General features: G+C 70.4%; 18 protein-coding genes. 3 read left to right on the plus strand and 15 right to left on the minus strand.

Annotated elements, in window-relative coordinates:
• Positions 1–10: 10 nt before the first annotated feature.
• From ACEN9J_RS00980 to ACEN9J_RS01005, 6 genes are read right to left on the minus strand one after another with little or no spacing between them, the layout of a single operon-like run.
• Positions 11–922: an HpcH/HpaI aldolase/citrate lyase family protein gene (locus ACEN9J_RS00980; protein ID WP_261216515.1), complete on the minus strand. Its 912-nt coding sequence runs from the start codon at positions 920–922 to the stop codon at positions 11–13.
• Positions 923–949: 27 nt separating this feature from the next.
• On the minus strand, positions 950–2,191 hold the full coding sequence (locus ACEN9J_RS00985; RefSeq protein ID WP_413763038.1) for a CaiB/BaiF CoA transferase family protein: 1,242 nt from the start codon (positions 2,189–2,191) through the stop codon (positions 950–952).
• A complete protein-coding gene (locus ACEN9J_RS00990) occupies positions 2,188–2,679 on the minus strand; it encodes a MaoC family dehydratase (protein ID WP_203201675.1) in 492 nt (163 codons plus the stop codon). Before ACEN9J_RS00990 ends, ACEN9J_RS00985 begins: the two co-directional genes overlap by 4 nt.
• A complete protein-coding gene (locus tag ACEN9J_RS00995) occupies positions 2,676–3,911 on the minus strand; it encodes an acyl-CoA dehydrogenase family protein (RefSeq protein ID WP_057593608.1) in 1,236 nt (411 codons plus the stop codon). The genes ACEN9J_RS00990 and ACEN9J_RS00995 overlap by 4 nt, the downstream gene beginning before the upstream one ends.
• Positions 3,912–3,915: 4 nt before the next feature.
• Complete coding sequence (locus ACEN9J_RS01000; protein WP_057593609.1) at positions 3,916–4,416, minus strand: MaoC family dehydratase; 501 nt, start codon at positions 4,414–4,416, stop codon at positions 3,916–3,918.
• Positions 4,413–5,783: an MmgE/PrpD family protein gene (locus ACEN9J_RS01005; RefSeq protein WP_413763039.1), complete on the minus strand. Its 1,371-nt coding sequence runs from the start codon at positions 5,781–5,783 to the stop codon at positions 4,413–4,415. The genes ACEN9J_RS01000 and ACEN9J_RS01005 overlap by 4 nt, the downstream gene beginning before the upstream one ends.
• Positions 5,784–5,930: 147 nt before the next feature.
• Between ACEN9J_RS01005 and ACEN9J_RS01010 the strand changes: the two genes are divergently transcribed.
• A complete protein-coding gene (locus ACEN9J_RS01010) occupies positions 5,931–6,827 on the plus strand; it encodes an HpcH/HpaI aldolase/citrate lyase family protein (protein ID WP_413763040.1) in 897 nt (298 codons plus the stop codon).
• Between the two features lie 9 nt (positions 6,828–6,836).
• On the opposite strand, the gene ACEN9J_RS01015 is transcribed toward ACEN9J_RS01010, so the two are convergent.
• The 9 genes from ACEN9J_RS01015 to ACEN9J_RS01055 all read right to left on the minus strand — a co-directional run bounded on the left by ACEN9J_RS01015 (position 6,837) and on the right by ACEN9J_RS01055 (position 13,745).
• A complete protein-coding gene (locus ACEN9J_RS01015) occupies positions 6,837–7,574 on the minus strand; it encodes an IclR family transcriptional regulator (RefSeq protein WP_057593612.1) in 738 nt (245 codons plus the stop codon).
• Positions 7,575–7,582: 8 nt separating this feature from the next.
• Entirely contained in the window at positions 7,583–8,044 is a 462-nt protein-coding gene (locus ACEN9J_RS01020; protein ID WP_057593613.1) for a YiiD C-terminal domain-containing protein, read from the minus strand.
• A 32-nt stretch (positions 8,045–8,076) separates the two neighbouring features.
• Positions 8,077–8,283, minus strand: coding sequence for a hypothetical protein (locus ACEN9J_RS01025; RefSeq protein ID WP_413763041.1), 207 nt, complete (start codon positions 8,281–8,283; stop codon positions 8,077–8,079).
• A 263-nt stretch (positions 8,284–8,546) separates the two neighbouring features.
• On the minus strand, positions 8,547–9,230 hold the full coding sequence (locus tag ACEN9J_RS01030; protein ID WP_413763042.1) for a hypothetical protein: 684 nt from the start codon (positions 9,228–9,230) through the stop codon (positions 8,547–8,549).
• Positions 9,231–9,278: 48 nt separating this feature from the next.
• Positions 9,279–9,464 carry a hypothetical protein gene (locus tag ACEN9J_RS01035; protein WP_057593617.1) on the minus strand — a complete coding sequence of 62 codons (186 nt, stop codon included), beginning with the start codon at positions 9,462–9,464 and terminating at the stop codon, positions 9,279–9,281.
• A 31-nt stretch (positions 9,465–9,495) separates the two neighbouring features.
• Positions 9,496–10,530 carry a tripartite tricarboxylate transporter substrate binding protein gene (locus ACEN9J_RS01040; RefSeq protein WP_413763043.1) on the minus strand — a complete coding sequence of 345 codons (1,035 nt, stop codon included), beginning with the start codon at positions 10,528–10,530 and terminating at the stop codon, positions 9,496–9,498.
• Positions 10,531–10,568: 38 nt separating this feature from the next.
• The gene (locus ACEN9J_RS01045; protein WP_413763044.1) at positions 10,569–11,993 is read right to left on the minus strand and encodes a sensor histidine kinase; all 1,425 of its coding nucleotides are present in this window, start codon (positions 11,991–11,993) and stop codon (positions 10,569–10,571) included.
• Between the two features lie 7 nt (positions 11,994–12,000).
• Positions 12,001–12,666 (minus strand): response regulator, encoded by a 666-nt coding sequence (locus ACEN9J_RS01050; RefSeq protein ID WP_296739584.1) that lies wholly within the window; start codon positions 12,664–12,666, stop codon positions 12,001–12,003.
• 59 nt (positions 12,667–12,725) lie between these two features.
• Complete coding sequence (locus ACEN9J_RS01055) at positions 12,726–13,745, minus strand: Bug family tripartite tricarboxylate transporter substrate binding protein (protein WP_413763045.1); 1,020 nt, start codon at positions 13,743–13,745, stop codon at positions 12,726–12,728.
• A 322-nt stretch (positions 13,746–14,067) separates the two neighbouring features.
• Between ACEN9J_RS01055 and ACEN9J_RS01060 the strand changes: the two genes are divergently transcribed.
• A complete protein-coding gene (locus ACEN9J_RS01060; protein WP_413763046.1) occupies positions 14,068–16,158 on the plus strand; it encodes a 7TM diverse intracellular signaling domain-containing protein in 2,091 nt (696 codons plus the stop codon).
• On the plus strand, positions 16,155–16,892 hold the full coding sequence (locus ACEN9J_RS01065; RefSeq protein WP_057593621.1) for a response regulator transcription factor: 738 nt from the start codon (positions 16,155–16,157) through the stop codon (positions 16,890–16,892). Before ACEN9J_RS01060 ends, ACEN9J_RS01065 begins: the two co-directional genes overlap by 4 nt.
• Positions 16,893–17,075: the final 183 nt, after the last annotated feature.

The following is a 17,075-nucleotide window of genomic DNA, read 5'->3' on the forward strand; positions in this document are numbered from 1 at the left end:
GCACGCGCGCCTACATGCCGATGCGGTCGGCCCGCTCGACCAGGTTGCGCACGATGCGCACCGACGCGATGTCGATCATCTTTCCGTCGTACTGCACGGCGCCGAGGCCCTGCGCGAGGGCCTGGTCGTAGGCCTGGATCATGTCGCGCGCGCGCGCCACATCGGCGGCCGGCGGCGAGAAGGCTTCCTGCGCGAGCGCGACCTGCGAGGGATGGATGGCCCACTTGCCGACCATGCCGAGGATCATCGAGCGCCGGCATTCCTCGCGGAAGGCGTCGGGGTCCCTGAAGTCTGCGAAGGGGCCGTCGACCGCATCGATGCGGTGCGCGCGCGCGGCAATGGTCAGCTTGTGGCGCTGGTAGTGCCAGATGTCGCCGGGGTAGCCGCTGGCGCCGCCGATGTCGCGCAGCGAGATGCCCTGGCTCGCCGAGTAGTCGCCCATGCCGAAGATCAGGCATTCGAGCCGCGGCGTGGAGGCCGCGATCTCCTCGACCCGCATCATGGCCTCGACCTCCTCGATCAGCACGTCGATGCCGATGCGTTTCTTGAGGCCCAGCTTCTTCTCCATCATCGACAGCAGCTTGTCGACGAACTGCACGTCGGCCGCGCTCATCGCCTTGGGCAGCATGATCACGTCGAGGTTCTCGCGCGCGCCCTCGACCACCTCGATGATGTCCTCGTAGGCGTACTCGGTCGTCAGGTCGTTGATGCGCACGCAGCGCGTGGTGCGGCCCCAGTCGAGGCCGTTGAGCGCGTGCACGATCTTCGCGCGCGCGGGGCGTTTCTCCGACGGCGCGACCGCATCCTCGAGATCGAGGAAGACGAAATCGACGTCCATGCCGGCGGCTTTCTGCATCATCTTCTCGCTCGAGCCGGGCACGGACAGCTGGCAGCGGCGCAGTCTCTGGGGTCGTTCTTGCATGGAACTCGTTTCCTTCAGGCAGTGGTTTCAGTGGATGACGTGGTCGGCGCGCAGCGCCGCGATCTCGGCCGGCGCGAAGCCGAAGCCCTGGAGCACCGCGTCGCTGTGCTCGCCGGTGAGCGGCGCGCGCCGGTGCACGCCGCCGGGCGTGTCGCTCATGTGGACGGGCGTGCCGGCCACGGTCAGCGCGCGCGCGGCGCCCGGCTGCTCGGTCTCCACCAGCATCCCGCGCGCGCGGAAATGCGCGTCCTCGAAGATGTCCTGCGCATCGAACACCGGGCCGAACGGAATCTCCGCGCCGAGCAGCGACGACAGCTCGGCCTTGGTGTGGCGAGCGGTCCATTCGCCGACCAGGGCCTCGACCTCGGCGCGGTGCGCCATGCGCGCCTCGTTGCTCGCGTAGCGCGGATCGCCCGCGAGCTCGGGCCGGCCCATGCGCTGCACCAGCGGCACCCAGAAGCGGTCGTTGGGCACGCCGAGGCTCACGTGGCCGTCCTTCGCGGGGAACAGTCCGAAGGGACACAGCAGCGGGTGGCCGTTGCCCTCGGGGCCCGGCGACTCGTGCGAGGCGCTGTACTGGTAGACCAGCCGCTCGCAGATCGCCAGCACCGCATCGACCATCGACACGTCGACGAACTGGCCGCGCCCGGTGCGCTGCGCGCGCCAGCAGGCCGAGGCGATGCCGAAGGCGAGGAAGGTGGCGGGCACCAGGTCGCCGACGCCCGGGCCGATCTTGGTCGGCGCACCCGCGGGCACCGGGCCGGTGATGCCCATGATGCCGCCCATCGCCTGCGCGACCGGGTCGTAGGCCGGCCAGTCGGCGTAGGGGCTGCGGCCGCTGCGCGGGTCGCCGAAGCCGCGCATCGCGGCATACACCAGGCGCGGGTTCTCGGCGATCAGCGCCTCGTAGCCCAGGCCCAGCCGTTCCATCACGCCGCAGCGGTAGTTCTCGACCAGCACGTCGGCGCCGCGCACCATGCGCAGCAGCGCGGCCTTGCCGGCGGGCTGCTTGAGGTCGAGCGCGAGCGACTGCTTGTTGCGGTTGATCGAGGCGAAGTAGCCACCGAAGCCGCCTTCGGCGATGGTCAGCGCGCCGGGCAGGTGCGGGCCGGTCCGGCGCGTGGGGTCGCCGCCGGGCGGCTCGATCTTCACCACGCGCGCGCCCTGGTCGGCCAGCATCATGGTGGCGTAGGGACCGGCCAGCATGCGCGTGAGGTCGAGCACGACCAGGCCGTCGAGCGCGCCGGCGGCGGGGGCAGCCTGCGTCACCGGCCCGCCCAATGGCTCTTGCGCTTGAGCAGCACGGTGCGCTCGGCCTCGACGCAGAGCTTGTCGTCCTGGTTCAGGCCGTAGTGCCGGAAGCGCACGATGCCGGCGTCGTCGCGGTCGGCCGCGCGCGCTTCCAGCACCTCGCTGTAGGCATAGAGGGTGTCGCCATGGAACACCGGATGCGACAGGCGGATCCGGTCGAGCGCCAGTTCCTGCAGGCATTGCTCGGCCGTGTCCTGGGCCGCGAGCCCGAGCACCATCGACAGGTTGATGCCGCCGAACACCACGCGCTGCGCGAAGATGCCGCGCGCATCCTGCTTCTTCATCGCGTCCTCGTTGAAATGGCCCTCGGCGGTGTTCATCACCAGGTTGGTGAGCAGCACGTTGTCCATCTCGGTCACGGTCTTGCCGCGGTGGTGGCGCAGCAGCAGGCCGACCTCGAAGTCCTCGAAGTAGTTGTCGGCGCTGGTGAGTTCGGCGCTTCTCATGCCGCGCCGCCTTTCTGCGCCACGGCCGCGAAGGCGCGCCCGGCGATCATGGCCTCGACCTCCGACTTGCCCAGCAGGCTGGTCGCGATGATGCGCTGCTGGATCTCCGAGGTGCCCTCGAAGATCTTCGTGAGCCGCGCGTCGCGCCAGTAGCGTTCGACCGGGAACAGCCTGGTGTAGCCCGCGCCGCCGAAGATCTGCATCGCCTCGGAGGTCACGCGCTCGGCCATCTCGGAGGCGAAGTACTTCGCCATCGAGGCTTCCTTGTCGCAGCGCCGGCCGCTGTCGATCGCGCTGCAGACGAAGTGCATGAGCTGGCGCGCCGCCTCGATCTCGGTCGCCATGGTGGCGATCTTGAAGCGGATCGCCTGGTACTCGGCGATCGGCATGCCGAACTGCTTGCGCTCGCCCGCGTAGGCGATGGCGTCCTCGAGCGCACCCTGGGCCAGGCCGATGGCACGCGCGGCCGTGTGGGCGCGCGCGCCTTCCAGGCCCTTGGTCATCAGGTGGAAGGCCTTGCCTTCCTCGCCGATCAGGCAGTCCGCCGGCACGCGCAGGCCGTCGAGCGCGAGCTCGAATGTCTTCCAGCCGAAGTAGCCGATCTTGGGGATCGGCGCGCCGGTCATGCCCTTCGGAAAGCTGCCGCGCTCCTTCTCGATCAGGAAGCAGGAGATGCCGAGCCAGCGCTTGTCGGAATTGGGCGGCGGCGCGGTGCGGGCGAACAGCGTGATGTAGTCGGCGCCGTCCGCGAAGGTGCACCAGTACTTGTTGCCGGTGATCACCCACTCGTCGCCGTCGCGCACCGCGCGGCAGGAGATCGAGGCCAGGTCGGAGCCGGTATCGGGCTCGGACAGCGCGCTCGCGTTGAGGAACTCGCCGCGCACCACGCGCGGCAGGTACCTGGCGCGCATCTCCTCGGGCATGGCGGCCTTGATCCAGCCGCCCTGGGCGCGCGCGACGATCGAGGCGACCGACATCCAGCCGCGTGCCAGTTCCTCGCAGATCAGGCAGTACTCGAAATAGCCGAGGCCGAGGCCGCCGTACTGCTCGGGAATCATGATCCCGAAGTAGCCCATGTCGGCGATCTTCTGGCGCAGTTCCATCGGGATCTCGCCCTCCGGACCGTCGAGCCTGTTGGCGACCGGCAGCACCTCCTTCATCGTGAATTCGCGCGCCGCGTCGCGGATCATGCGACGCTCTTGCGTCATGTAGCCCAGACCATCTTCCGACATCGTTTCAGTTCCTCGTTTTGACCAGGTTCGTGCGCTTGAAGGCGATGACCTCCTCGCCGCGTTGGTTGCTGCCGCGCGTGTGCCAGGTGACGATGCCGTAGCCCGGGCGGTTGCTCGCCAGGCGCGCGGCCACCACTTCGGAGCGGGCCTCGAGCGTGTCGCCCGGATAGACGGGCCGCAGGTAGCTGAGCTCGTCCACGCCCAGGAAGGGACCGCCGCCCTCGGACAGGTCTTCCACCGACAGGCCGAACACCGTGTTGAACACCAGCAGCGGATTGACCGGCGTGGTCGGGTGTCCATGGGCCTGGGCGAAGGCCTCGTTGGTGTAGTGCGGGTTGTAGTGCAGCGTCAGCGTGGAGAACAGCGTGTTGTCCGCGGCCGTGACCGTGCGGCCCCAGTGGTGCGCGAAGCGGCGGCCGATGTCGAAATCCTCGTACCGGTTGCCGCGTGTCCTGGGCCTGGCCTCGGCCTTCAGGCGTTGGACCGTGATGTCGTTGGGCGTCATTGAATCGCTTCGATCAGGGAGTGGAGGTGGGGGGAGGTGGGGAGCGCCGCGACCGCCTGCGCCAGCCGCTCGAAGCGCGCGGCGCCGATCACCGGCTCGGCGATCGCGCGCGCCTTGGCATGCAGGCGTTGCCATTGCGCATCGAGGTCGGTGGCGGGAATGGCGACATTGACCTGCGCGCTCAGCACGCGGCCATCGCGCGTGCGCAGGGTGGCGGTCGCGGTGTCGCGCTGCTGCGTGTCGGCGACCTCGAGCGTCACGCGCTCGCGCGCCCGGCGCCAGCGCGGATCGCTTGCCGTCTCGTCGGTGTAGAGACCGAGCGCGGCGGTGTCGGCGCCGTCCAAAGCCAGCGCGGCCAGGTGGCGGATCGAGAACTTGACTTCGAGCCCGGTCGCCGGGGCCTCGATGTCGCAGACGCCGCGGTGGTTGCCTTCGCCCGAGACCGTCAGCGTCAGCGTCTCCAGGTCGTCGAGGCCGACGCCGTGGCGCGCGCGCAGTTCGCGGATGGCCTCGATCGACGAGTGCGTGAGGTAGCAGGCGGCGTGGTACTTGAACAGCGTGCGCTCGATCGCGAAGCCGGACGTGGTGTCGATGGTGGCGGGGAAGGGGTTGAGCTCCGGTGCCAGCGTGCGCGCGAAACCCTGCGCGCCCTCGATCGCCTGCTCGTTGGCGGTGAAGCCGCGCGCCGCGAGCTGCGCGGCCATCAGCCCGTTCATCGCGGCCTTGCCCGCGTGCAGCGGCTTGGCCATGGTGCCGAACATCGACTTGAGTCCGGCGGCCTGGGTGGCCGCGAGGCCCAGCGCATGCGCGGTCCGCGACGGGTCGAGCCCTTGCAGGTGGGCACAGGCCGCGGCGGCGCCCAGCGTGCCGACGGTGCCGGTCGCATGGAAGCCGTGGCGGTAGTGGCTCGGACCCACCATCTCGCCGACGCGGCTCTCGATCTCGTGGCCGACCACCACGGCGCGCAGCAGCGCGAGGCCGGAAGCGCCGCGCGCCTGTGCCAGCGCCAGCGCCGCGGGCACCACCGGCACGCTGGGGTGGCCGAACATGCGCGAGGCCACGTCGTCGAAGTCGAGCGCATGGCCGGCGGCGCCGTTGATCAGCGCCGCGTCCAGCGGCCGCGCACGGCGGCCGCTTGCGATCAGCGAGGAGGCTTCGCCGGCGCTGCCGCCATATTCTTCCGCGAGTATCCGCACCAGCGGTTCGCTGCTGCCCGCGATGGTCACGGCGAGCCAGTCGAGCATCGCGTGCCGCGCCCATTCGAGCGCCAGCGGCGTGATCGCCTGCTGCGCGCCGCCGCCGATCCATTCGGCCAGCAGCCGCGTGGCCTCCACGTCCTTCGTCACGCCGGTGTGCGCTTCGCTCATTTTTTTCCTGCCGTCTGGTTGTCTCGTTCGCTGAAGTATCCGGGCGTGCGTCGGCGAAAAGCATCATGGATGTGATGGTTGAAGACGCGCGAGAACCATCACATATGCGATGGAGGGCATGCGAGCGAAGCGGCAGACTGCACGCCCATGAATGCACTTCAGAACCCACCGCGCCGTTCGGCGCTCTACGTTCCGGCCTCCAATCCACGCGCCCTCGCCAAGGTCGGCGGCCTCGATGCCGATGCCGTGGTCTTCGACCTCGAAGATGCCGTCGCTCCCGAGATGAAGGAGGCGGCGCGCGGCCACTTGCTGCAGGTCTTCGAGGCCGGATGGCCCGGGCCGCACTACAGGGTGGTGCGCATCAATGCCATCGGCAGCGCGGACTTCGATGCCGACATGCGCACCGTGGCGCGCTGCCGCCCCGATGCGCTGCTGGTGCCCAAGATCGGCAGCGCGAACGACGTGCGCTTCCTGTCGGAGGCGGCGCTGCGCCATGGTCTCGGCGCTGAACTGCGGCTATGGCTGATGGTCGAGACGGCCGATGCGCTCGCGGCGCTCGACGATATCGTGCGTGCCGGCCTTGGCGCGCGACCGCGGCTCGAGGCGCTCGTGGTCGGCACCAACGATCTCGCGAAGGAAACGGGCGTGTTCGCGGGCGATGGGCGGCGCTACCTGATGCCCTGGCTGATGAATGTCGTGCTCAATGCGAGGCGGCACGGCATCTGCGTGCTCGACGGCGTCTGGAACGAATTCGCCGACACCGCGGGCTTCGATGCGGAGGCCCTGCAGTCGGCGCGCATGGCCTTCGACGGCAAGACGCTGATCCATCCGTCGCAGATCGCGCCGGCGAACGCGGCCTTCTCTCCTTCGGCGGCGGCGCTCGAGGAGGCGCGGGCGATCGTCGCGGCCTTCGAGCTGCCCCGCCATGCGGGCGCGGGCGTCATCAACCTCGAAGGCCGGATGGTCGAGCGGCTGCATCTTGCGCAGGCGCGGCGCCTGCTGGCAATGCAGGCGGCGATCGAGGCGCGCGACCAAGGCCGCTGAGCGCCGCGCTCAGCAATTTCCCGCGGCGGCCAGCAGCGCGGGCAGCAGTTGCTTGCGCCGCTGGTGCAGCCGATCGACCGGCGCACCGATCCCGATCGCCAGCCGCTGGCTGCGGATCTTGGTGGGAATCAGGGTGGCGATCACGCCCGCGCCCGAGGTCGCGAGATTGGCCGATTCGTACCAGCCCTGTTCGCGCGCCTGCTCGACCGCGCGCAGGGTCTGCGCGATCCGTGCGATCGGGCCGCCCTTGCCGCGCTCGGCGTTGTAGCGCCGCAGCAGCAGCTCGATCTGCTCGTCCTTCATCTCGCTCAGCAGCATGATGCCGATGGCGGCGTGGTGCATGGGCCGCTTCACGCCCGGTGACGGCGAGAAGCGCAGCGCATGCTGCGACTGGATCACCGAGATGTACTGCAGCGAGAGGCCGCTCTTGCGCCCGAGCAGCACCGACTCGCCGGTCTCGCTGGCCAGGCGGCGCAGCGTGTCGTGGATCGTCTCGCGCTGGCCCGGCATGCGCGTGGCCCATTCGCAGAGGAACGCGACGCGCACCGACGGGCAGTAGCTGCGCGTCGCGCGCTCGTACTCCATGTAGCCCTGGCTGGCCAGGGTCTTGAGCAGCATCGAGACGCTCGATTGCGGCGCGCCCAGCTTCTGCACGATCTCCGCCACGCGCAGCGGCCGCTGCTCGGCCTCGAACAGCTCGAGCAGTTCGAAGACCCGCACCGCGGATTTCACGAGAGTGTTCTGCATGGCCGTTGCTACGCGGTCGGTTCGGGCGGCGGGCGCAGCGCCACGAATTCGCCTGTCAGCCGCCCCACGACCTGCCCGCCGTATTCGAGCTGCGACGACACCGAGATGCGGGCCTTGCCCTTGCGCGCCAGCATGCGCGCGAACGGCAGCCACTGCGCGGGTTCGTCGAAGGCCGAGCGCGCGATGAAGTCGCCCTCGATCGGCAGCTCGTAGGCCATGGTGTTGCGCTGGATCACGAGCCGACTGGCCAGGCCCTCGGCCGTCAGCCGCGTGTTGAGCAGCGACCAGGCCGCGAGGATCGCGACCGCCGAGGCGCTGCCGCCGAACACGGTGTCGCGGTGGTTGATGTTGGGCGCGAGCGGTGCGCGCAGCACCACTTCATGCGGCGCCACCGAGGCGACGGACACGGCCATCGCCTTCGAGAGCGGGATGTGGTCGTGGAGGTAGTGCTCCAGGTCTGCGGGGTTCAATGCGGTGGTCTCTTTGGGATGTGTGTGTCGTGCTACTTCGGCCGGCGCGTGTGCATGAGGTCCCACGCCAGGCCCGCGGACCAGCCGATGCCCACGAGCCAGGCACCGAGCTGTACGGTGTCGATGTCGGCCGGTGCGAACCAGTGGACCGCGAGGCCGACGAGCAGGCCTGCCGCTGCGCCGACGCAGGAGGTGGGGGAGATCAGGGCTTCGAGCATGTGCTTGGGTCCGCCGATCATTCTGGAACCGGCCGGGGACGCCGCATTCTCCGGGCTCGGCGCGTGGCGCGGAGCTCCCAGGCGATGCCCAGTGCGGCACTCGACAGCACGGCCAGGACGGCCCAGAGCCATCCGGGTCCGAATGGGGCGTCACCGATCTGCCAGAGCCAGACGCCCAGCGCGAAGCCCGGGAGCAGGCAGACGCAGGTACGCCAGAGGCTGGCGGCGTTCAGGAGTCCGGCTAGAAAGATCAGTGTGTCGAGCATGGCAAAGCCGTCGGCTGTTCAGGGTCGCCGTGTTGCAGGTGCGTGCGGCTGTTCCTCGATGGCGATCGCCTGGTCCAGCACGGCGTGCCATGCACCGGTTTCGCTGAGCGTGTAGGACCATCCTTCGCCGCTGTCCTTCCATCGCAGGGATTGCCATTCCGTGGAAGCGCGCAGCGCCAAGGCATCCTTGATGGCCTGTCCGCGCGTGGGAACGGGCAAGGGCCTCTGTCTGAAAGTGCCATGCTGCCGCGAGTAGTCGAGGTACTGGGAGGCGAATTCCGGCAGGCCTCCGATCAGGTAGGAGTGGCCGAGGACGAAATGGCTCGTGCCGGAGCGCGCCAGCGGAAAGAGCGGCCAGTGGTCGGGGCGCATGTTCCGCTCGGGAAAATCGGTCAGTCCACCGAATCCGGGTGGCCTCGAGGACGGAGAACCGCAACCTTGCTCGAAAAGAATCCGGCACAACCAGCCGATCCGGATGTCGTTGCCATCGAAAAAACCGCGAGCGAGTGGGGAACTCGACCGGGCCAGTCCTCCAAGTTCCTTCATGGCTTCCGTTTCGCCCAGCGCCACATAGTGATTGGCGGCTTCGGCCAGCAGGGCCGGCGTGACGGCTGCCAGCGGAACGTCGAACAGGCGTGGCGCGGCGACGGACATCGAATGCAGCAGGACGAGGCTCAGGGCGGCCGCGATGCGATACGGCATCGACCGATTCGCCGCGAGACCTGGCCGGGAAAACAGGGGCCGATGCATCTACTTGCGCACCCGTCCCCGCTTGAAGCGCAGGAACACCCCGATCGCCAGCGCCGCCAGGATTCCGCCGAGGATGAATTGCCCCAGCGCCGCGGCCACCGCGGCGCCGGACACCAGGCCGAAGCCGATGAGGGTTTCGAGCAGCTGCAAGGCCGCGTCGAGCTTCGAATGAAAGTAGCGCTTCATCTCGTGTCGCCGTTGCCGTTGGCGATCCGCCTCAAGGATTCCACCGTCGCAGCCCCAGTGCTTCCGCCTGCTGCCTATACGCCTGGATGCGTTCCCGTACATAGGCATCGAGCGCGGCGCCCGTGAGCGCGAAGGGATAGAGCCCATGCCGCTCGCGCAGCGCAGCATAGCCGGGCGCGGCCATGGCCTCCTCGAAAGCGGTGGTCCAGGCGCGCAGCGCGGCGTCGGGCACGTCGGCGCTGATGTAGAGGCCGCGCACGGTGGGCCACACGAGGTCCACGCCCTGTTCGCGCGCGGTCGGCACGCCCGCGAGCGCGCCGCCGAGCCGCGCTTCCGACAGCACCGCGAGCAGGCGCACGGCGGTGCCGCCGGCCATGGCCTGCAGTGCCTCGGCGGCGTCGCCCGCGAACACGTCGACATGCCGGCCCTGCAGCGCGCCGAGCGCATCGCCGCCGCCTTCGAAGGAGACGAAGCGCATCGCGCGGTGGTCGCCGCCGGCGGCGCGCACCAGCAGCGCGGCCTTCACCCAGTCCTGGCTACCGACGGTGCCGCCGGCGCCAAACACGATGCGCGACGGCGACTGGCGCAGCGCGGCCATCAGCTCGCGCAGGCTGCGCCAGGGCGAGTCGCGGTGCACCACGACCACGCCGTAGTCGGTGCCGAGCGCGGCGACCCAGCGCACGGAACTGGTCGGATGCGGGCCGAAGCGGCCCTGCGCGAGGTTGAGCAGCGAGCCGCTCGAGAACGCGACCAGCGTGCCGGGACCGCCGAGGCGGCCCGTGGCGATGCGGTCGAACGCAAGGGCGCCGATGCCGCCCGGCAGGAAGCGCTGAGCGAGCGGCGCGCGCGCGGGGCGCACGGCCTGCAGCGCGTCGCGCGCGAGCGCGCAGGTGAGGGCGAAGCCGCCGCCGGCCTTGGCGGGGATGATGCATTCGGCCGCGGCCTGCGACGGATCGGCCGGATCGAGTTGCGGCGCCGCGAAGGCGCGCATCGCGCCGCCGGGCAGCAGCAGCGCCGAGAGCGCGCGCAGAGCGTGGCGTCGAGGGTGATCGATGCGGATCGGCATGGCGGGGATTCTGGCCGCGAAACGAGGAGCGACGGCGCTCAGGCCGTGCCCGGCTTCGGCCACCAGATGATGGCATGCAGCCCGCTGCCGCTCTCGCGCGCCTCGAGCCGCAGCTCGCCGCCATGGCGCTGCGCGATCGAGCGTGCGATGGCCAGGCCGAGCCCGAAGCCGCCCTTGCCCGCGCGCGCGCCGCGCCGGAAGCGCTGGCCCAGTTGGGCACGTTCCTCCTCGCCGAGGCCGGGGCCGTCGTCCTCGACATTGAGGCTCCAGCCGGCCGCGTCGCCGGCCGCGAACACGGTGATGGTGCCTTCGGCCGGCGTGTAGGCGATCGCGTTGGCGACGAGGTTGGTGAGCGCCTCGCGCAGCAGCGCGCGGTCGGCGATGGCGAGGTGCGCGTGCTCCGCGGCTTCGTCGGGCGCCTGGATGCCGAGGTCGATGCGCTTGGCGCGCGCCTGCGGCAGCAGGTCGACGGCCACCTCGCGCAGCAGGCCGGCGAGTTCGAACGCCATCGGCGCCACGGCCACGGTGTCGCTGCGGCCCAGCGCCAGCAACTGCTGCGCGCTGCGCGTGGCGCGGCCGATCTCGGTGCCCAGCGCGTCGAGCGCGGCGCGCACCTGCAGCGGATCGTGCTGGCGCTGCGCGTAGTCGGCCTGCATCTGCAAGGTGGTCAGGTGGGTGCGCAGCTGGTGCGAGGCATCGTCGAGGAACTGCCGCTGCTGCGCCACCAGGTCCTGCGTGCGCGACATCTGGCGGTTGACCGCGGCCACCAGCGGCCGCACGTCGGCGGGCAGGTCGGTGTCGGCGATGCGCGTGAGGTCGTCGGGCTTGCGCGCCTCGACCTCGCGCGCGAGGCGCGACAGCGGCCGCAGCGCCGCCGCCAGCGCGGCACCGGTGCCGAACACCAGCAGCGCGAGCACCAGCGCGTCGCGCAGCGCGGCGCTGCGCACGAAGCGCGCGCTGAATGCCTGGCGCGAGCGCGTGCTCTCGCCGACCTGGATCAACACGCTGCGCCCGGCGCTGCCCGCGGGCGCGCGGTCGAGCTCGCGCCGGTAGGCCGCGAGCCGCACGGCCTCGCCGAAGTACTCGGCGTCGTAGAAGGCAGGCACGCCGAGCGCCAGCGAGGCGGGCGGCGCGGGCAGGTCGGCGCTGCCGAGCTCCACCAACCCGTCGGAGGTGGCCACGCGAAAGAACACCTGGCCGCTGGCCGTGAGCTCGAAGAACTCGAACATGGTGTAGGGCAGCTCGACCGAGAGCCCGCCCGAGGCGGTCGAGATGTTGGCGTCGATGGACTTGAGCGCGCCGAGCAGCGAGCGGTCGTAGGCCGCGTTGGCCGACGCGAGCGCATCGTGCCGCGTGCGCCACAGCTCGATGCCGGTGACGGCGATCAGCGCGGGCAGCAGCAGCAGCGCGAGCCGCTGCCACAGGCTGGCGCGGCGCAGCCAGGCGACCGAGGAACGCACCATGCCGTCTTCAGTCCGCCTCGAGCACGTAGCCCAGGCCGCGCAGCGTGACGATGCGCACGCCGCTGCCGTCCAGGCGCTTGCGCAGCCGGTAGACCAGCACCTCGACGGCCTCGGGATGCACCTCCTCGTCGTCGGAGAACACGCGCTCGAGGATCTGCTGCTTCGACAGCGGCTCGCCGCTGCGCTGCACCAGCACGCGCAGCACCGCGAGCTCGCGCGGCGACAGCGCGAGCGCCTCGCCGGCCAGCGTGAACTGGCGCCGTGCGCCGTCGTACACCAGCGGCCCGCAGGCCAGCCGCGGATGCTCGACGCCGCGCGCGCGGCGCACCAGCGCATGCAGCCGAGCCTCGAGCTCGGCCAGCGCGAAGGGCTTGGCGAGGAAGTCGTCGGCGCCGGCATTGAGCGCGCTCACGCGCTCGTCGAGCGAGTCGCGCGCCGTGAGGATCAGCGCGGGCAGCCGCTGGTCGCGTTCGCGCAGCCGCTGCAGCACCGCGTGGCCGTCGAGCCCGGGCAGGCCGAGGTCGAGCACCAGCGCATCGTGGTCGCGCTGCTGCAGCGCGCGGTCGGCCAGCCGGCCGTCGTCCACCCATTCGACCTGGATGCCCGCATGCTCGAGCGCCTTGCTGAGCCAGGTGCCCAGGGTGTGTTCGTCTTCGGCCAGCAGGATGCGCATGGGGCGACTGTAGGGCGCGGCGGTGCCGCCGCCCAGGCGGCTTTCCCGCAGGTCCGCGCTCAATCGGGCTTGATGCCCGCCCGCGCGATCACCTTCTGCCAGCGCGCCTGCTCGCTCGCGATGAACTGCGCGAACTGCTCGGGCGTGCCGCCCACGGCCTCGGCCGCGTCGCCGGTCAGGCGGCGCATCGACTCGGGCGCCTTCACGGCGTTCATGGTTTCGGCCGAGAGCTTGGCGAGCTGGGCCGGCGTGATGCTGGCCGGCGCGAGCATGCCGTACCACTGCGTCATCTCGAAGCCCGGGAAGCCCTGCTCGGCCACGGTCGGCACGTCGGGCAGCTGGGCCAGCCGCTTGGCCGAGCCGGTGGCGATGCAGCGCACCTTGCCGGCCTTGATGAAGGGGATGACCGCGGCCGCGCCGATGGCCGAGGCATCGAGCCGGCCCGAGAGCAGGTCGGTCACCATCGGGCCGGTGCCGCGGTAGGGCACGTGCAGCATGAAGACCTCGGAAGTCATCTTCAGGTACTCGAAGGCGAGGTGGCCCGCGCTGCCGTTGCCGGCCGAGCCGTAGCTGAGCTTGCCGGGCTTGCTCTTGGCATAGGCGATGAACTCCTTGAGGTTCTTCGCGGGCACGTCGGGGTGCACCACGTAGAGGCTGGGCACCTTGGCCAGCAGGCTCACGGGCTTGAAGTCCTTGTTCGCGTCGTAGGGCAGCTTGGCGAAGATGTACGGGTTGACCGCCAGCGTGCCGATGTGGCCGAGGATCAGCGTGTGCTGGTCGGTGCTGCGCGCCACCTCGCTCATGGCGATGTTGCCGGCCGCGCCGGGCTTGTTGTCGACGAACACGTTCTGGCCCAGCGTGCGCGACAGCTCGACCGCGGTCGAGCGCGCCACGATCTCCGAGCTGCCGCCCGGCGCGAAGGGCACGACGAAGCGCACGGCCTTGTTGGGCCAGGTGTCGTCGGCGCGGGCGAGGCCCGCGAAGCCCGGCAGCAGGCCGCCGAGAGCGAGCGCGCTGCCCGATTGCAACCATTGGCGGCGGGTGGGCGAACCCAGGTGATGGGGAAGGTCGAGGCGCATCGGTCTTGTCTCCGTGTTTTTCCAGAAGGCCGCATGGTGCCTGGGGCCGGCTGTCGGAATGCTGTCAGTGCCCGCGATCGGGCGCATGAAAGAAAAAGTAAGGTGCAAACTCGGGACCCGCGCCCCAGAATCCGGCGCGGCGACGGCACCCAGGTCGCGCGATCCCGAGGGCGGCGAGCGGGTGCCACGGATATCGGTAGACGCAGCACCCACGGACGAGCACATCCATTCTCGCGAAGCCCCCTGCATGAATTCGAGGACCCGGACGGCCACTTTGTTCATTGCCCCACGCCTGAAGCATCTCGGGACATGGCTTGCCCTCTTGCTGCTGGCCTGCCTGGCACTGCCGAGCCATGCGCAGGTGGAGCCGCTGCGGCTCGACACCGCATTGAGCATCCGCGAGCGCAACTTCATCGGGCATCTGGAGGCCTTCCACGACAAGACCGGCCTGCTCACGCGCGAACAGGTCGCCGCGCCGCCCTATCAGCAGCAGTTCGAGACGCTCGCGAATGTCTTCAACGGCGGCTACGCCCGGGGCGCGTGGTGGGTGCGCTTCCGGATCCAGGCCTCGCCCGAGGAGGTGGCGCGTCCGCTCGAGGGCGGCTGGTGGCTGCGGCTCAACGCACCCTACGCGGACTACATCGACGTGTGGTGGCCCGATGCCGAAGGCGGCGCGGGCGGCGGCTTCGTCCACCGCGAACTCGGCGGGATGCGTGCCGGCTCGCAGCGCGAGCTGCCCTGGTCGATCCCCGCGACGCGGCTGCCCGAGCTGCGCGACACCGAGCCGCGCTGGGTCTGGGTGCGCCTCGCGGGCGACCGTTCGCTGAGCCTCGCGGGCGGGGTGTCGCCGCTGCGCGAGCAGGCGGTGGTGCAGCAGGAGCTCAACTACGTCGATGCGGCGGTCACCGGCATGGCCCTGCTGATGGCGGTGGTCAGCCTGATGATGGGCATCGCGCTGCCCGACCGGCGCTTCCTCGCCTATGCCGGCTACCTGTTCACGCTGGCGCTGTTGTTCGCGAGCTCGGAGGGCCTGCCGGCGGCGCTGTGGCTGCAGGACGACCCGCGGGCCGCCGTCCGCCTGCACAACTTTGCGGTCTGCCTGCACACGGCCGCCGCCTTCGCATTCGCCCGCGTGCTGCTGGACATGGACCGGCAGTTCCCGCGCATGAATCGCGTGTTCCAGGTCATGACCTTGCTGTGCCTCGCAGGCTGCGCGATCGCCATCGCCGGCGGCTACGGTCGTGTCGCGCGCCCGCTGAACATGGCCTGGGTGCTGTTCGCCGTCTGCATCGTGCCGATGTGCGCGGTGGCGCTGCGCCGCAACCTCCAGGCCTGGCCGGGACTGATCGGCTATGCGGTCTACCTGATGATGGGCGCGATGCACTTCGCCAAGAACCTGCAGTGGCTGCCCTACACGCTGGTCACCCAGTCCAGCTACGCGATCGGCAGCATCCTCCACATCATGGCCTTCTTCTTCGCGCTGGGCTGGCGCGTGCGCCAGCGCGAGCGGCGGGCGCTCTCGCTGTCGCTGCGGCACCGCGCGCGCCTGGCGCGGCGCGTGAACGAGCGCACCCACGACCTGCGCCAGGAGATCGCCCAGCACCATCGCACGCACGACCAGCTGGCGCTGGCGCTGCGCGAGCAGCGCGGCCTGCTGGCCATGGTGTCGCACGAGTTCCGCACGCCGCTCGGCACGATCGGCGGCTCGGCGCAGATCCTCTCGGACGAACGGCTCGGCCTGGCGCGCGAGGAGGTCAAGAGGGAAGCCGAGAAGATCGGCCGCACGGTCTTTCGCATGCGCGACCTGGTCGACACCCTGCTGGCCGACGAATGGCTCGATGCCTCGAGCAACAACCTGCACCTGGCGCCGCTCGAGCTCGCGGTGTTCCTGCGCGAGAAGATCGAGGAGCACAACGAGGGCATGGCCGGCGGGCGCATCTCGCTGCAGCTCGATGCGCGCGAGCTGCCGGTGCTGGCGGACGAGACGCTGATGCACATCGCGATGGACAACCTGCTGACCAACGCCATCAAGTACGCGCCGCCGCATTCGCCGGTGCGCGTGCGCGCCGGCATCCGCCGCTGCCGTGCCGACGGCTTTCCCGAAGGCGATGCGATACCGGGCGTCTGCATCCAGGTGTGCGACGAAGGCCCGGGCTTCATGCCGCAGGACCTGACGCATGTGTTCGAGCGCTTCTACCGCGCGGCCGGCGTGCGGCGCATCCCGGGCATCGGGCTGGGCCTGCACATGGTGCACCGCATCGCCACGGTCCATGGCGGCAGCGTGGTCGCCGCCAACGGCGCCAGCGAGGGGGCCGTGCTGACGCTGACGCTGCCGCTGCTCGGCAGCGCCGAGCCGGCGCCAGCGCGCGACGCGGTCGCGCTGCCGATGGCCGTGCACGGAGGCCGCCGGTGAGCGCCGCGACCCGCGTCCTGGTCATCGAGGATGACGACGACCTGCGCGACACGGTGCTGCGCTACCTGCGCGGCGTGGGCATGCTCGCGTACGGCGTGGAGAGCGCCGAGAAGCTCGACGCGGAGCTCGAGCGGCAGGACTTCGATGCCGTGGTGTGCGACGTCAACCTGCCGGGCGAGGACGGCTTCAGCGTGCTGGCGCGCCTGCGCTCGCGCAGCGCCATGCGCATCGTGATGCTGACCGCGCGCGGCATGCTCAACGACCGGCTGCATGGTCTGGGTCTGGGCGCCGACTACTACCTCGTGAAGCCGGTGAACCTGCGCGAGCTCGAGATGGTGCTGCACAACCTGCTGCAACGCAGCCAGGAGACGCCGGGGCAGGGCGCGCGCGAGCCCAGTGCCGCGCAGGCCGGCGAGCTCGCCGCGCACGTGCCCTGGCGCTATCACTACACCACCTGGCTGCTGCTGTCGCCGGCCGGCGAGCGCGTGCAGCTGTCGAACGCGGAAGCACGGCTTCTGCAATGCCTGATCGAGCAGCCGCGCGAAGTGGTGGACCGCGGCACGCTGCTCGCGGCGATGGGGCGCCCCGGGCTCGAAGCTTACGAGCGCAACCTCGATGTCACGGTCTCGCGGCTGCGCCGCAAGGCCGAGCAGGCCTGCGGCGAGAAGCTGCCGATCGTCGCGGTGCGCGGCGAGGGCTACAGCTTCCAGGGGGACGCGCGCATCGAGCCTTGAGCAGCGCGCGCACGGCCACGCGCGATGCGAGAACCAATGCATTCCTTTGCTCCCGGAACCACGGTTTCCCGGGGGTGTTTGGGGTGTCCGTTGCAAGAAAAAGTAAGGTGCAAATCGGACATCGGCCTTTGAGAATTTCCCTCCAAGCGGCAACGCAGTGATGCCGCACGCGCCATGCGCATT

Source organism: Variovorax sp. Varisp41 (assembly GCF_047325085.1).
Classification (GTDB): Bacteria; Pseudomonadota; Gammaproteobacteria; order Burkholderiales; family Burkholderiaceae_C; genus Variovorax.

Coding starts and splice junctions, on each gene's coding strand:
- ACEN9J_RS00980 (WP_261216515.1), bottom strand. CDS start 922: ATGCAAGAACGACCCCAGAGACTGCGCCGCTGCCAGCTGTCCGTGCCC.
- ACEN9J_RS00990 (WP_203201675.1), bottom strand. CDS start 2,679: ATGAGAAGCGCCGAACTCACCAGCGCCGACAACTACTTCGAGGACTTC.
- ACEN9J_RS00995 (WP_057593608.1), bottom strand. CDS start 3,911: ATGTCGGAAGATGGTCTGGGCTACATGACGCAAGAGCGTCGCATGATC.
- ACEN9J_RS01000 (WP_057593609.1), bottom strand. CDS start 4,416: ATGACGCCCAACGACATCACGGTCCAACGCCTGAAGGCCGAGGCCAGG.
- ACEN9J_RS01005 (WP_413763039.1), bottom strand. CDS start 5,783: ATGAGCGAAGCGCACACCGGCGTGACGAAGGACGTGGAGGCCACGCGG.
- ACEN9J_RS01010 (WP_413763040.1), top strand. CDS start 5,931: ATGAATGCACTTCAGAACCCACCGCGCCGTTCGGCGCTCTACGTTCCG.
- ACEN9J_RS01015 (WP_057593612.1), bottom strand. CDS start 7,574: ATGCAGAACACTCTCGTGAAATCCGCGGTGCGGGTCTTCGAACTGCTC.
- ACEN9J_RS01025 (WP_413763041.1), bottom strand. CDS start 8,283: ATGATCGGCGGACCCAAGCACATGCTCGAAGCCCTGATCTCCCCCACC.
- ACEN9J_RS01030 (WP_413763042.1), bottom strand. CDS start 9,230: ATGCCGTATCGCATCGCGGCCGCCCTGAGCCTCGTCCTGCTGCATTCG.
- ACEN9J_RS01035 (WP_057593617.1), bottom strand. CDS start 9,464: ATGAAGCGCTACTTTCATTCGAAGCTCGACGCGGCCTTGCAGCTGCTC.
- ACEN9J_RS01040 (WP_413763043.1), bottom strand. CDS start 10,530: ATGCCGATCCGCATCGATCACCCTCGACGCCACGCTCTGCGCGCGCTC.
- ACEN9J_RS01045 (WP_413763044.1), bottom strand. CDS start 11,993: ATGGTGCGTTCCTCGGTCGCCTGGCTGCGCCGCGCCAGCCTGTGGCAG.
- ACEN9J_RS01050 (WP_296739584.1), bottom strand. CDS start 12,666: ATGCGCATCCTGCTGGCCGAAGACGAACACACCCTGGGCACCTGGCTC.
- ACEN9J_RS01055 (WP_413763045.1), bottom strand. CDS start 13,745: ATGCGCCTCGACCTTCCCCATCACCTGGGTTCGCCCACCCGCCGCCAA.